Annotated in this window: 12 protein-coding genes; 1 reads left to right on the top strand and 11 read right to left on the bottom strand. The window is 74.5% G+C overall.

Annotated features, from left to right (window positions below):
* Positions 1-46: 46 nt before the first annotated feature.
* The 9 genes from IE275_RS17320 to lnt form a co-directional block, all read right to left on the bottom strand.
* The gene (locus IE275_RS17320; RefSeq protein ID WP_189712212.1) at positions 47-1,135 is read right to left on the bottom strand and encodes an NADH-quinone oxidoreductase subunit B family protein; all 1,089 of its coding nucleotides are present in this window, start codon (positions 1,133-1,135) and stop codon (positions 47-49) included.
* Positions 1,136-1,291: 156 nt separating this feature from the next.
* Positions 1,292-3,022, bottom strand: coding sequence for a hydrogenase maturation protein (locus IE275_RS17315; protein WP_189712211.1), 1,731 nt, complete (start codon positions 3,020-3,022; stop codon positions 1,292-1,294).
* A gap of 201 nt (positions 3,023-3,223) precedes the next feature.
* On the bottom strand, positions 3,224-3,484 hold the full coding sequence (locus IE275_RS17310; protein ID WP_189712210.1) for a hypothetical protein: 261 nt from the start codon (positions 3,482-3,484) through the stop codon (positions 3,224-3,226).
* A complete protein-coding gene (locus IE275_RS17305; protein WP_189712209.1) occupies positions 3,471-3,752 on the bottom strand; it encodes a DUF6400 family protein in 282 nt (93 codons plus the stop codon). The genes IE275_RS17310 and IE275_RS17305 overlap by 14 nt, the downstream gene beginning before the upstream one ends.
* Before the next feature lie 242 nt (positions 3,753-3,994).
* On the bottom strand, positions 3,995-5,101 hold the full coding sequence (locus IE275_RS17300; RefSeq protein WP_189712208.1) for an NAD(P)/FAD-dependent oxidoreductase: 1,107 nt from the start codon (positions 5,099-5,101) through the stop codon (positions 3,995-3,997).
* Between the two features lie 239 nt (positions 5,102-5,340).
* Positions 5,341-5,757, bottom strand: coding sequence for a hypothetical protein (locus IE275_RS17295; protein WP_189712207.1), 417 nt, complete (start codon positions 5,755-5,757; stop codon positions 5,341-5,343).
* A gap of 61 nt (positions 5,758-5,818) precedes the next feature.
* Positions 5,819-8,191 (bottom strand): SpoIIE family protein phosphatase, encoded by a 2,373-nt coding sequence (locus IE275_RS17290; protein ID WP_189712206.1) that lies wholly within the window; start codon positions 8,189-8,191, stop codon positions 5,819-5,821.
* A 115-nt stretch (positions 8,192-8,306) separates the two neighbouring features.
* Positions 8,307-8,801, bottom strand: coding sequence for an NUDIX hydrolase (locus IE275_RS17285; protein WP_189712205.1), 495 nt, complete (start codon positions 8,799-8,801; stop codon positions 8,307-8,309).
* A 145-nt stretch (positions 8,802-8,946) separates the two neighbouring features.
* On the bottom strand, positions 8,947-10,575 hold the full coding sequence (gene lnt / locus IE275_RS17280; protein WP_189712204.1) for an apolipoprotein N-acyltransferase: 1,629 nt from the start codon (positions 10,573-10,575) through the stop codon (positions 8,947-8,949).
* A 201-nt stretch (positions 10,576-10,776) separates the two neighbouring features.
* Here lnt and IE275_RS17275 point away from each other — a divergent pair, with 201 nt between their 5' ends.
* The gene (locus tag IE275_RS17275) at positions 10,777-11,886 is read left to right on the top strand and encodes an O-antigen ligase family protein (RefSeq protein ID WP_229870308.1); all 1,110 of its coding nucleotides are present in this window, start codon (positions 10,777-10,779) and stop codon (positions 11,884-11,886) included.
* Positions 11,887-11,926: 40 nt separating this feature from the next.
* Here IE275_RS17275 and IE275_RS17270 read toward each other — a convergent pair whose 3' ends face one another.
* Entirely contained in the window at positions 11,927-12,472 is a 546-nt protein-coding gene (locus IE275_RS17270) for a hypothetical protein (protein WP_189712203.1), read from the bottom strand.
* A gap of 147 nt (positions 12,473-12,619) precedes the next feature.
* Positions 12,620-13,405 carry a glutamate racemase gene (locus IE275_RS17265; protein WP_189712202.1) on the bottom strand — a complete coding sequence of 262 codons (786 nt, stop codon included), beginning with the start codon at positions 13,403-13,405 and terminating at the stop codon, positions 12,620-12,622.
* Positions 13,406-13,435: the final 30 nt, after the last annotated feature.

Here is a 13,435-nt window from a genome sequence, read left to right as displayed (position 1 = left end):
TGGGGGTGTGCGCGAAACCAGAGGGGCGGTCAGTGGCGACGGGCCGTCACCACGGCGGCCGGTAGCCGGTGGTGATCTTCTCGCCGGTACGGCGCCACTTGGGCTCCTTGTCCACGGTCTTCGCCGTGATGTTCCTCAGCCGGCGGATCACCGCGCCGTACGCGCCGCTGGCCGTGCTGGAGACCTTGGCCCCGGGGGGTTCGTCCATGAACGGCATGAACTTGTCGGGGAAACCGGGCATGGTGCAGGCGATGCAGATGCCGCCGACGTTCGGGCAGCCGCCGATGCCGTTCATCCAGCCGCGCTTGGGCACGTTGCACTTGACGACCGGGCCCCAGCAGCCGATCTTGACCAGGCACTTCGGAGAGTCGTACGTCTCCGCGAACTCGCCCTGCTCGTAGTAGCCGGCGCGGTCGCAGCCCTCGTGGACGGTCGCCCCGAACAGCCAGGTCGGGCGGAGTTTGTCGTCCAGCGGGATCATCGGGGCGGCGCCGGTCGCCTGGTAGAGCAGGTAGGTGAGCGTCTCGGAGAAGTTGTCCGGCTGGATCGGACAGCCCGGGACGCAGACGATCGGGATGCCCGCCTTGGACTTCCAGTCCCAGCCGAGGTAGTCGGGCACACCCATCGCGCCGGTCGGGTTGCCCGCCATCGCGTGGATGCCGCCGTACGTGGCGCAGGTGCCGATGGCGACGACCGCGAGGGCCTTGGGCGCGAGGCGGTCGATCCACTCGCTGGTGGTGATCGGCTGGCCGGTCTCCGGGTTGTCGCCGAAGCCGCACCAGTAGCCCTCCGGCTTGATCGCCTCGTTGGGCACGGATCCCTCGACGACCAGCACGAACGGGTCGATCTCGCCCCGCTCGCCCTTGAAGAACCACTCGATGAACGTGTCCGCGCCCCCGACCGGACCGCACTCGAAGTCGATCAGCGGCCAGTGCACCGCGATCTTCGGCAGGCCTGGCAGCACGCCGAGGACGATCTCCTCGATGCTCGGCTGCATGGCCGCCGTCAGCGCGACCGAGTCGCCGTCGCAGCTCAGCCCCGCGTTGATCCAGAGGATATGGATCGTGGGTGTCTCGTCGGCGGGCGCGCCTGTGGAGTCCGCAGCGCCCACCGTCTTCGGCGTCGCCTCAGTCATGGGGACCGCCTCCTGGGGAGGTATGGGGATGAAAGCCTGTATTTCGACCCGCAGTGTTCTCGGTTCTCGCAATTCTTGGTACCAGCGGTCCGGGCTCGGCGGGATGCCGTAGGGGGCCGTTCCGGTGAATCCGACGGCAGCGGGGTGCGCACGGGTTTACGACGACGAGAACGGGGCAGCGGCGCCCTTCGCGGCCGGGAACCGCGCGAGGTGCGGCGGGGTCCCGCCGGCGCGCTTCTTGGTGACGAAGGCGTGACGCAGGGTGTGGTACGGGGCGGTCGGGTCGTCGAAGGCGCGGCGCATCCGGGACAGCTCCCGGTCCCGGACGGCGGCCAGCGGGGTCTCGGCCTCCCGGCGCTCCTGTTCCGCCTTCTTCGCCGTGATCCGGGCCGCCGTCGCCGGCCGGGCCGCCAGCCGGGCCGCCAGGGCCCCGGTCTCCGTCGCGAACGCACCGGGGGCGCAGTCCAGGACCCGGTCGACGAGACCGAGGCGCAGGGCGCTCGCCGCGCTCACCGGCAGCGCATCCGCCATGAGCCGCTCGGCCGCCGCCGGGCCCACCCGGCGGGGCAGGGTGTGGGTCCAGTACTCCGAGCCGTAGAGCCCCATCAGGCGGTAGTGGGGGTTGAGCACGGCTCCCGAGCGGCACCACACCTCGTCGGCGGCCAGGGCGAGCATCACCCCGCCCGCGGCGGCGTTGCCCCCGACCGCCGCGACGACCAGCCGGTCCGTGGTGGTCAGGACCGCCTCGACCAGGTCGTCGATGGCGTTGATGTTCGCCCAGGACTCGGCGGCCGGGTCGGCGGCGGCCTCGATGACGTTGAGGTGGATCCCGTTGGAGAAGAAGTCCCGCTCGCCGCCCAGCACCAGCACCGACGTGGGGCGCGTACAGGCTTCCCGGTAGGCGGCCAGCAGGCGCCGGCACCGGTCGGTGCTCATGGCGCCGCCCGGGAAGGACCAGCCGAGGAAGCCCACGGCCCCGTCCTCCCGGTAGCGGATGTCCGTCCAGGTGTCCGCCCGGGCGGGGTCGCCCGCGTCGGGCAGCACGGGCGGGGCGTGCTCGGGCAGCGGCGGCAGCAGGTCACCGAGGGCGAGCACGGCGGGCAGCTTGAAGGTGGGCGGCCCCTCGGGCAGCCGCCGGGCCCGTAGCTCGGGGATCCAGACCGCGCCGTCACGGGTGGCCCGGCAGACCGCGCCGGCCCGGGTGGCCAGCAGTTCGCCGGGGCGTCCGCGCAGCAGCCCCTCGGGGTGGCCGCCGTGCAGGTACCACTCGCCGCCGAGCAGCTCGTCCAGGACGCCGGGCTGCGAGTCCGCCGCCCGCAGCCTGCGCAGGACGGTCCGGGTGGAGTCCTCGGTCCAGTCGATCCGCCGGACGCCCTGGTCGAGGTACGGCCGGACCCGCGCCGTCGGGCCCTGCCGGCGCGGCACGTAGGACCCGTCGGCGAACCGCTCCACGGCGAGCAGGACGGCCGCGAGGGCGGCGTCGGCGATCTCGCCCCGGTACAGGTCGCTCTTGGCCACCGGCGGGACCCGGCACGGCATCGCGGCCCACACGTCGCCGGCGTCCATCTCGGCGTCGGCCCGCAGGACGGTGACGCCCCACTCCTCGGCGCCCTCGTGGATCGCCCAGTCCAGCGAGGACGGCCCTCGGTCGCCCACCGGTCCCGGGTGGACGACCAGACAGGTGTACGCCGACCACACCTCCTCGGGGATCGCCGTCCGCAGCATCGGGGCGACGACGAGCTGAGGGGCGTGCCGGCGCACGGCTTCCGTCAACGAGCCGTCCGGCAGGGCGAGTTCCAGTGCCACCAGGTGGCCGCGGTCGCGCAGCTCGGCGTGCACACGCTGGGTGAGGCTGTTGAACGCGCTGGCGACGAGCAGGATGCGCACGGCTGCCTCCGGGCGGACGAAGGGCGCGCCGGGACTCCCCGGCCGCCTGCGATCCTGGGCCGCGCCGCCGCGCCGTCCCCGGAGACAGACGGTGGGGTCATCCGAAAGCGGGCGTCGCTCCGCCGTCCGGCCTCACCGCGGAGGCCGTCGGCCGCGAGCGGGCCCGCCGCGGCGCCGGACCTCGTCGGCCTTCGCCCCTGTTCAGCGGGGCGGGCGCAGGCCGCTGATCACTCGCTCCCAGCGGGAACGGGTGGCGCCGAAGTGCGTCTCGTGCGTCCAGGTGTGGGTGCAGGACGGGCACTGGAGGTGGAGCAGGCTGCCGGTGTTGGACAGCAGGTAGCGCCAGTGCGCGGAGCAGCTGCGCCCCTCGGCGCACGGGTCGCAGCCCTGCCGGTCGTCGCAGTTGGGGCAGGCCACCCAGGCGCGGCGGCCGACGTCGGCCTGCGGGTCAAGGGGCAGCATGGCCGCCCCCTCGCCCGGGGAGCACCCCCGCCGCCACCAGCTCGTCGTGGACGCGCTGCTGCTCCGCGTCGAGGCCGGAGTACAGCAGGGCGTACGCCTCCTCCTCGCCGCGCAGGGCCGCGCCGGGGTCCCAGTCGGGGCCGAGGGCGTCCAGGACATGAGCCCGCCGGAGCATCTCGTGCGCGCTCAGATCCACGTCGAAGGCGACCGGGGCGGGCGTACCGGACCGGTCCGGTACGCCGGGAAAGGTGGGGCCATGGGAGGACATGCGGACGAACGTAGGTAAGCCTTACCCGCTCGGGCAAGAGCAGGTGGGGGAAGTCACAGCCGGCCCGGACGGCCCCCTGCCGCACCGGCGGCGCCCCCGCCGCCGGCCCTCGGCCCGAACCGGCCCGCCTCTCACGGGAGATGGCGTCGGACCCGGTGACGATCCCCGCTCTGCCCGGCCCGCGCGGCGGAGCCGGCCGCGACGGCCGGCCTGCCCGGACGCCGTGGCGTGCGGCCGGCGGTTCAGGCGGCGGTGTAGCCGAGCTGCCGCCTCATGTACGGGGTCATCAGGGTCTTCGCCTTGGCGAGGACGGAGGTGCGGCCGCCGAGGACGGCGGTGTCGCCGCCCGGCACGGGCAGCACGGTCAGTCCGTCGGCCGGGCCGAAGGGCACGATGATCGGCGTGCGCTCGACCGGCCGGTAGAGGCGCGGCTCCCTGCGGTGCCGGCCCGAACCGCGCAGATGGGCGCGGATGTTGTGGGCGGCGAGGTCGGCCTGGGCGAGCGCGGCCGGGGTGATCTTGAGTTCGGTGGCGTCGTTGACGTCGCCGACCGCGTACACGTCCGGCCGGCCGTCGACCCGGAGCGTCCGGTCGACCTTGACCTGCCCGGCCGGGTTCAGCCAGTCGCCGTGGCCGGCCAGCCGCAGCCAGAGCGTGTTGGGGGTGGTGCCCGTCGCCCAGAAGGAGAGGTCCGCGTCGACGAGGCCGCCGTGCGCGTCACGGTAGGTGCCGAAGTCGTTGCCGGGGGACATGAACGAGTCGAGCCGGACGTCCACGTCGTGGGACTCCAGCCAGGTCCGGGCCCGGCGCCCGGCCCGCTCGCTGCCAGTGGAGTCGAGCAGCGCCGGCCCGGCGTGGGCGAGGGTGACCCGGGCGTCCGGCCGGGCCAGGCGTATCTCGGCGCTCAGTTCGACGCCGGAGGGCCCGCCGCCGACGACGAGGACGTGCTCGGCCGCGGCGATCTTGCGCTGGTGGAAGGCGAACGCCTTCCTCGCCTCCTCGGTGGTGGTGCCGGTGAAGCGGGCCGGCTCGGGGTAGTCGGCGCCGGTGGCGATCACCACCACGTCGTACGGCAGCCGCTCCCCCGAGGCCAGGACGACCTGGCGCTGCCCGGTGTCGATCCGGACCGCCTTGCCCACGACGACACGGCCGCTGCGCAGCAGCCGGTCGTACGGGATGAAGGGGGTCGCCGACCACTCGGGGCGCACCCCGGCACGCAGGGACGCGATGCGGTGGAAGAAGACGTCCTTGCGGTCCACCAGGGTGACCCGCGCCGTCGCGTCCAGTCGCCGGGCGAGCCGGACGCCGCCGTAACCGCCGCCGATCACCACTACGTCGCCGTCGTGCACGCGCGTCTCCTGTGCCTGGTGGGGGGGATGCGAGCGGCACGGCGTGTGGGCGTCCTCGGCCACTCGGTACGGCGACGAGCGTAGCGCTTGAAACTTAAAGTGTGCCGGGGGTCGTGTGCGGGTTCTGTGAAGTGCCGCCGGCGGTGGCGGGCCGCCGGCGCTCCCCTCGGAGGGGAGGGAACATCTCCTGACCCTCGCGGACCCGTGAGCCGGCCGCCCCTTCCCGGACGGCGTCGCCCTCAGGACGCGGCGCCGCCCACACCGCAGACCCACACCCGCGGGGGCAGTTCCTCCGGTCCGGCGTCGGCCAGGAAGCCCTGGACGATCGGCGCCAGTTCGCGCGAGGGCACATAGGCCGCGCCGAAGGGCAGTTCCCGCGGACTCACCGATCCGACCGAGCACCGCAGTTGGCCGGCCTGCTCGTCGTGCCACACGTAGAAGGTCGCCACCCCCGTGAAGCCCAGCGCCCGGATCCGGACCCGCAGGGCCGCCGCCGCCCCTTCGAAGGCGGACACCACCTCGGCGACCGACAGCGACCGCCGCTCCTCGTCGTCCACCCCGAGCAACCAGGTGTTGGCCTCCCGCTCCAGCCGCCGGTCGGCCGGCTCGAGCACCAGGGTTTCCTCGGCCACCTCGGCGATCCACGTCAACAGCACGCCAGCAGTGTGGCAGCCGGGGGTGCCGGAGCCCGGACGCCCCCCCTCGCTTGCCTGCCGACTACTCGGCGGGCAGGGCCTGTTCGGCCCAGATGGTCTTGCCGGTGCGGGTGTGCCGGCTGCCCCAGCGCTGGGTGAGCTGGGCCACGAGGAGGAGGCCTCGGCCGCCCTCGTCGAAGGTGCGGGCGCGGCGCATGTGGGGGGCGGTGCCGCTGGAGTCCGAGACCTCGCAGATGAGGGCGGTGTCACGGATCAGCCGCAGCTGGATCGGGGCTCCGCCGTAGCGGATGGCGTTGGTGACCAGTTCGCTGACGACGAGTTCGGTGACGAAGGAGGCGTCCTCCAGCCGCCAGGCGGCCAGTTGGTCGCGGGCCAGGGTGCGGGCGCGGGCGACGGACGTCGGGTCGGCCGGGACGTCCCAGGTGGCGACCTGTCCGGCGTCCAACGCGCGGGTACGGGCCAGGAGCAGGGCGATGTCGTCGGCGGGGCGCTCCGGCAGCAGACTGCCCAGGACCTTCTCGCAGGTCTCCTCCAGCGGACCGCCGGCCCCGAGAAGGGCCTGGCGGAGCAGGCCGAGTCCGTCGTCCAGGTCGCGGTCGGAGGCCTGGACGAGGCCGTCCGTGTAGAGGGCGAGCACACTGCCCTCGGGAAGTTCGAACTCCGCGGTCTCGAAGGGCAGTCCGCCGACACCCAACGGCGGCCCCGCGGACACGTCGAGGAACCGGGGCGCCCCGTCCGGGGTGACGACGGCCGGCGGCGGATGGCCGGCCCGGGCGGCGGAGAGGCAGCGCGAGACGGGGTCGTAGACCGCGTACAGGCAGGTCGCGCCGATCTCGCCGGGGCTCTCCGCGCTCTGCGCGTCGTCGGACTCGGCGTCCAGGCGCAGCACGATGTCGTCGAGCCGGGTGAGCAGTTCGTCCGGGGCGAGGTCCACGTCGGCGAGCGTCCGCACGGCCGTGCGCAGCCGGCCCATGGTGGCCGAGGCCCGCACCCCGTGGCCGACGACATCGCCGACCACCAGCGCCACCCGGGCTCCGGACAGCCGGATGACGTCGAACCAGTCCCCGCCGATCCCGGCGCGGGAACTGGCCGGCCGGTAGCGGGAGGCGACCTCGACGGCCGCCTGCCGGGGCGCGCCGTCGCGCAGGAGGCTGCGCTGGAGCCCGAGTGCGACGGCGCGTTCGCGGGTGTAGCGGCGGGCGTTGTCGACACACAGCGCGGCGCGGGCCGCCAGCTCCTCGGCGAGCAGCAGGTCGTCCTCGTCGAAGGGCTGGGGGGTGCGGTGGCGGACGAGGATCGACAGGCCCAGGGTGACACCGCGGGCGCGCAGCGGGACCGCCATCAGGGAGTGCATGCCGTAGGCCTCGATACGCCGGGCCCGTAGGGGCGAGCCCGCTGCCCATTTCGCCCGGACCAGGTCCTCGCCCGCGTGCAGCAGCGCCCGCCCGGTGTGCAGTGCGCGGCCCGGCGGCGAGGCCTCGTCGTAGGTGTGCCGGGTGCCGACCGGGATCACGGCTTCGGGGCAGCCGTCCAGCACGGACCGCTGGGCGGCGCGGCGAAAGACCGGAAGCCCGGGTCCGGGCGGGACGGCCGTCTCCTCGTCGGCCAGGACCGACTCCAGCAGGTCCACGATGACGAAGTCGGCGAAGTGGTCCGTGCACACCTCCGCGAGTTCCTCGGCGGTGCGGGAGACGTCCAGGGTGGAGCCGATCCGGAAACCGGACTCGTTGATCATGCTCAGCCGGCGGCGGGCGAGGAACTGCTCGGTGCTGTCCATCGCGGCCAGGCACATGCCCCGCACTTCGCCGGTGTCGTCACGCAGGGGGCTGAGGGAGATCAGCCAGGCGTGTTCACGGGGCTCGCCGGGCGCGTGCAGCCATGCCTCGTACGGCAGGGTCTCGCCCGTCCGCAGGACACGGTCCACGGCTTCGCCGAGGCCCTCGAAGCCCTTGAGCCGGCGCGATCCGTCGGCCGACTCGCCCACGCGGCGGCCGACGAGATCGTGCTCCATCCGGCCCATGACGCCTTCCATGGCGGCGTTGGTGGACACCGCGAACCCGCTCTGGTCGAAGAGCGCGACCGGTACGGGGAACTGCTCCAGCGCCCAGCGCCGCAGCTGCGTCGCGAGCTCCGGGACGGTGGCGGTCAGGAACCACTGGACCTCGTCCGCGGCGTCGCGCAGGGGGTGCGCGTCCAGTTGCAGTTCCAGCCGGTGACCGTCGCGGTGCCGCACGTGCACCCGGCCGCGCCAGTGGTCCGGCTCGACCAGGCGGCGGTGGGCGGACGGCGGAAGGGGATCGGCCAGCAGGTCGGCGGCCGGGCGGCCGAGCACCTCCGCGGACTCGTGTCCGAGCAGACGGCGTGCGTCGGCACTCCATGCGAGGACCCGGCCCCGGGCGTCCACCGCTGCCGAGGCGACACCGTGCTCGCCCATCGCGCCTTCTCTCCGTACGGCCGAGGCCGCCGGCGGTGGGCGGTCCGGCCGCCTGCGCGGCACTGCCTTCCTTCATTGTGCGCCACCGCCCGCGCACGCGGCGGCCGCGCGCAGGTCACCCGGCGTCGTCCGGCGTCACCGAGGCGGTCTCGAACCAGGCGGGTTCGTCGGACAGGGCCTGCTTGATGCGGAACAGCTGCCGTTCCCGCATCGGCGGCAGGGCGTCCAGGGCGAACCAGCCGACCTCGACGGACTCGTCGTCGTTGACGCGCGCCTCACCGCCGATCGCCCGGCAGCGGAGGGTGACGTCCATGAACTGGCACTGATCGCCGTTGGGGTATTCGATGCGCTTCCCGGAGCGGATCAGGGCGATGCGCTCGGGGACGCACCGCACGCCCGTCTCCTCGTACACCTCGCGCACGGCGCAGTCCGCGGGCTGCTCGCCCGGGTCGGGGATGCCCGAGATCACGCACCACTCGTGGTTGTCCGCCCGCTTGCCCAGGAGCACCCGCCCGTCGTCGTCGACGACGACGGCGCTGACGCCGGGGAGCCAGAGCAGCTGGTGACCGGCAAAGGCCCGGATATCGGTGATGAACTCAGGAGTAGGCATGGACCGACCCTAGCCGGGCCGGTCCCCCTCCCCCGGAGGCGCGCACGGGGCGTACGTCGACGCGGGACGGCGCGCCGGGCGGCCGCGAGCCCTGCCCCCGGCAGCCGACGCCATTGTCGCGAGCCCCGCCCCCGGGCAGCCGACGCTACTGTGCGGACACCTGGCCGGCCTCGGCCCGCCGCCCGCGGATCCCGGCGCCGATCGCCCAGCCCAGGCCGCCCGCGGCGACGAGCAGCAGGGCGATCTCCGGAAGGATGCCGAGCCGGGTCGCGGGGGTCTCCGAGGAGCGCAGGGGCACCTTCTGCACCAGGGAGTCCGCGACGAACATGCCGGTCTTCTGGGTGATCCGCCCGTCCGGCATGATGATCGCACTGACGCCGCTGGTGACGGGCACGGTGACGGTGCGGCTGTGCTCGACGGCGCGCACCCGGGACATGGCGAGCTGCTGGTAGGTCATCTCGCTGCGGTCGAAGGTGGCGTTGTTGCTGGGCACGGAGATCAGCTGGGCGCCGTCGGTGACCTCGGAGCGCACGGCCCAGTCGAAGGCGGCCTCGTAGCACGTGACCAGGCCCACCTTGGCACCGTCCATGCTGAACACGCCCGGCTCGGTGCCCCGGCTGAAGTCCTGGCGGACCATCGACGTCCACTCGCTGTTGATCGCCCCGATGAGCGAGCGCAGCGGCAGGTACTCGCCGAACGGCTGGATCTGCCGCTTGTCGTACGTCTGGGTGGGGCCCTTCTCCGGGTCCCAGAGGATCTGCTCGTTGTAGAGCTTGCCGTCCCGCTCGACGACTCCGCCGACCGAGATGGGGGCACCGATCGCCTTGGCCGCCTTGTCGATGACGGCGGCCGCGTCGGCGTAGGCGAAGGGGTCGATGTCGGAGGAGTTCTCCGGCCACAGCACGAAGTCGGGCCGGGCCACCTTCCCGGCCTCGACCTCGGCGGCCAGCCGCTCGGTCTCACGCGCGTGGTAGTCGAGGACGGCCCGGCGCTGGGAGTTGAAGTCCAGACCGAGCCGGGGGACGTTGCCCTGGATGACGGCGACGGTCGCGGTGCCGTCCTCCGCCTTGTCGCTCACCAGCGTGCGCGCGGCGAAGGCGCCCACGAAGGGGACGGCCAGGCTGAGCAGGGCCAGGTTGGCGGCCAGCCACCGCACCTCGCCGGTGCGCCGCCGCTCCACGCCGAGGCGGACCAGTTCGCACAGGCCGAAGCCGCTGAGGACCACCGCGAAGCCCAGGACGGGGGTGCCGCCCACCGCCGCGAGCGGCAGGAACACGCCGTCCGCCTGGCCGAACGCGACCTTGCCCCAGGGGAAGCCGTTGAACGGGGCACGCGCGCGTGCCGCCTCGCCGGCGATCCAGAGCGCGGCCGCCCACAGCGGCCAGCCCGGCAGTTTGGACACCGCGGCGACGCCCACGCCGACCAGGGCGACGAAGACCGCCTCGATGACCACCAGGGCGAGCCAGGGTCCGGGGCCGACCTCGACGCCCGTCCACACCAGGAGCGGCAGCAGGAAGCCGAGGCCGAAGAGGTAGCCGAGGCCGAGGGCCGACTTCCAGCTTCGGCCGCGCAGCACCCAGCCGAAGCCCGCGAAGGCCGGCAGGGCCAGCCACCACACGGTGCGCGGCGGGAAACTGACGTAGAGCAGCACTCCGGAGAGTGCCGCTGCGGCGGCCGGGAGGAGGCGGCGCAGGAGCCGGGCGCCGCGCGACAGCGGCGCGGCCTGGGGCTCCAGCCGGTCCGGCCGGTCCACGGAAGTTGCGGTGACGGTCACTCCGGGAGTGTACGGCGGGTCACCATTTGGCCGACAGCACGGTCCGTCCGGTGGCCGGTCACCACGGGACCCGTGCTTCCTGGGCAACCCGGCGCAAGTCATCCACAAACCGCCCATCAGCCGTTACGGTGTGCCTGAGCCCCCGTCGCACACCTGTCCGGGGTTCGTGCTTCAGGTCGGGGCGACCGGTTCGGGGGGACGGTGGGGTCCACGGGTTCCACAGGGACGGCGTCGGCGGCCGGCGCGGGCGCCGACGGGGAAAGACGCAACGTCGCCGACGCGACGGGCGTCCTGGTGCTCGGCACCTGTGCCGTCTGGTCGCTGGTCACCGCGGCCGTGCACGGCGGACGCCCCGAGGGCGTGCTGCTCGCGGTGCTGGCCGTGGCCGCCGGGTACGCCACCGGACGGATCTCCGGCGTCCTGCTGCCCGTGGCCGCGCCCGCCGCGGCCGCGCTGGCCGGGGTGACCCTGACCCTGGCCGGGCCGCGGCTCGCCCCGGGGCCCGAAGTCGCCTCGCCGCTGGGACACGCGGGCGCCGCGGCCGCCGTGCTGACGCTGTCCGCCGGAGCCGCGTGCTGCGCCGCCTGGGCCACGCCCGTCCCCGCGCTGCGGCTCGCCCTGCGCGTCCTGGCCGTGGGGGTCGTGGCCGCCGGTGCCGTCCTGGGCGCGACCACGGCGGTCGTCCTGTGCTGTGCCGTGCTGCTGTGCTCGCTGGCCGCCGGACAGGTCCGGCGCCGGGGACCGGCCCTCGCGGGGCTGGCCCTGCCGGCGGGCCTGGTGGCGGCCCTGACCTGGGCGGTCGCCGGGAACGCGCTGCCGTCCGGGCTCTCCGGGGCGCTGGCGGACGAGCTGACGCCCCGCCGGGTCGACCTGTGGCACGACGCGCTGGTCCTGGCGCACGGGGACGCCGTCGTCGGCGTGGGCCCCGGCCGCTTCGGGGAGCTGAGCGCGACGGCGGCGCGGTCCGCGCTGTCCGACGGCAAGCCGCACTCGGCGCCGCTCCAGCTGGCGGCGGAGCAGGGTGTCGTCGGGGTGCTGCTGCTGGCGGCGGCCTTCTGCTGGGTGCTGTTCGCCCTGTGGCGGGCGCCTTGTCCCACGCCGGTCGTCCTCACCGCGGGTGCCACGCTGACGGCCCTCGCGGCGCTCGCCTCGGTCGGCAACGCGCTGAGCTTCACCACGGTGTCGGCCGGCGCGGGTCTCCTGGCGGGCCTGGCGACGGCCCGCCCGCTCACCGCCGAGACGCCGGCGTCGGCCGCCCCGTCGGGTGTGCGCCGGCCCGACGCCCGCCACGGGGACCGCCCGGCGGCCTGAGGTGCGCGGATCCCGCCGGGCCGCGGGGCCCGGCACCGGATCAGAGCGGCGCGCCCGGCGTCCCTGTCCGCAGCCGGGCCTTGATCGCGCGTACGGCCCCTTCCGCGTCGTCCACGGTGATCGTGAACGTATGGCCGTCCCAGAGGCTCAGGACCACGCCCTCGCCACGGCGTACGACGACGGCGGTGCCCTTGTCCGGGCGCCAGCGGTAGCCCCAGCCGCCCCAGTGGCGCGGGGTGACGTGCGGTTCGACCTCGGCGCCGGAGACATGGGACAGCGGGATGCGGCGGCGCGGCACACCGATGTGGCCGCAGCGCACCTCCAGGGACTCCTTGTCGAGCTTCAGGTCGACGTGGACGAAGGCGAGGGTGCCGAAGAGAACGAGCAGTCCGGCGGCGATGCAGCCGACGACGGACATGACGAGCGGGGCGGTGCCGGACGTCCAGGCGGAGTCGACGGCCAGCTCGATACCGAGTGCCATACAGGCGGCACCGACCAGCGCGAGCGCCCACTGGAACCGGTTGGTGGCGCGACCGGTCCAGACGTCGGGGTGGGGGGTGTCCTCGCCGTGGGGGTGGTCCCTCATGCCTATGAGATTACTCAGGATTCGCTGCGCGAACAGCGCGTTGCGCAGGGTTGCTCCGGCCGGGCTGGGGCGGACGGAGTGAACGCGTCCGCCAAGCGGCCCAAGGGCCCCGGTGGGAGCCCGGGGTGTCGCCGGGGTGACCCTCGGTCACCGGGCGGGGCTGACCGCCTGGAGCAGCCGGCCTTCCGCGTACGCGAGCGCGGGTGCCGGGAGGCCGGACTCCCGGCCGTTGAGCAGAACCGTCACCGCGCCGACGGCGGGCGCCCCGGGCTCGGGGTGGGAGCCGATGCGGCGCAGGGCCTGCGCGGCCACGGCACCGGCCGAGCCGTGCAGGACGAGCGGCGGCCGGCCGGGGCGCTGGAGCGCCGAGCGGATCAGGTCGGCGACGAGTTCGTAGTGGGTGCAGCCCAGGACGACGGTCGTCACCTCGTCCGGGGTCAGGGCGGCGGCCGCGGCGACGGCGCTGGTGATCGCCGCCTCGTCCGCGTGCTCGACCGCCTCGGCCAGTCCCCAGCAGGGCACCTCGGTGACGGCGACACCGCCGGCGAAGTCCTCGATGAGGCCGCGCTGATAGGGGCTGCCGGTGGTGGCCGGGGTGGCCCAGATGGCGACCGGGCCGCCGCCGGCCGCGGCCGGCTTGATCGCGGGGACGGTACCGATGACCGGAACACCGGGTTCGAGGCGGGCGCGCAGGGCGGGCAGCGCGTGCACGGTCGCCGTGTTGCAGCCGACGATGAGGGCGTCCGGGCCGTGCGCGGCGGCGGCCTCGGCGACGGCCAGCGCGCGCCCGGTGAGATCCTCGGTGGTGCGCGGGCCCCAGGGCATGCCCTCGGGGTCGAGGGAGAGCACGAGATCTGCGTCGGGTCGCAGACGCCGTACCGCGACGGTGGCCGCCAGCAGCCCGATTCCCGAGTCCATGAGCGCGATCTTCACCCGGCCACGATAGACGATGTGCTCCACCCA

Source organism: Streptomyces phaeofaciens, from assembly GCF_014648915.1.
GTDB classification, from domain to species: Bacteria; Actinomycetota; Actinomycetes; order Streptomycetales; family Streptomycetaceae; genus Streptomyces; species Streptomyces phaeofaciens.
The sequence above is the reverse complement of the archived record's forward strand: the minus strand, read 5'-3'. Positions and strand labels throughout refer to the sequence as shown.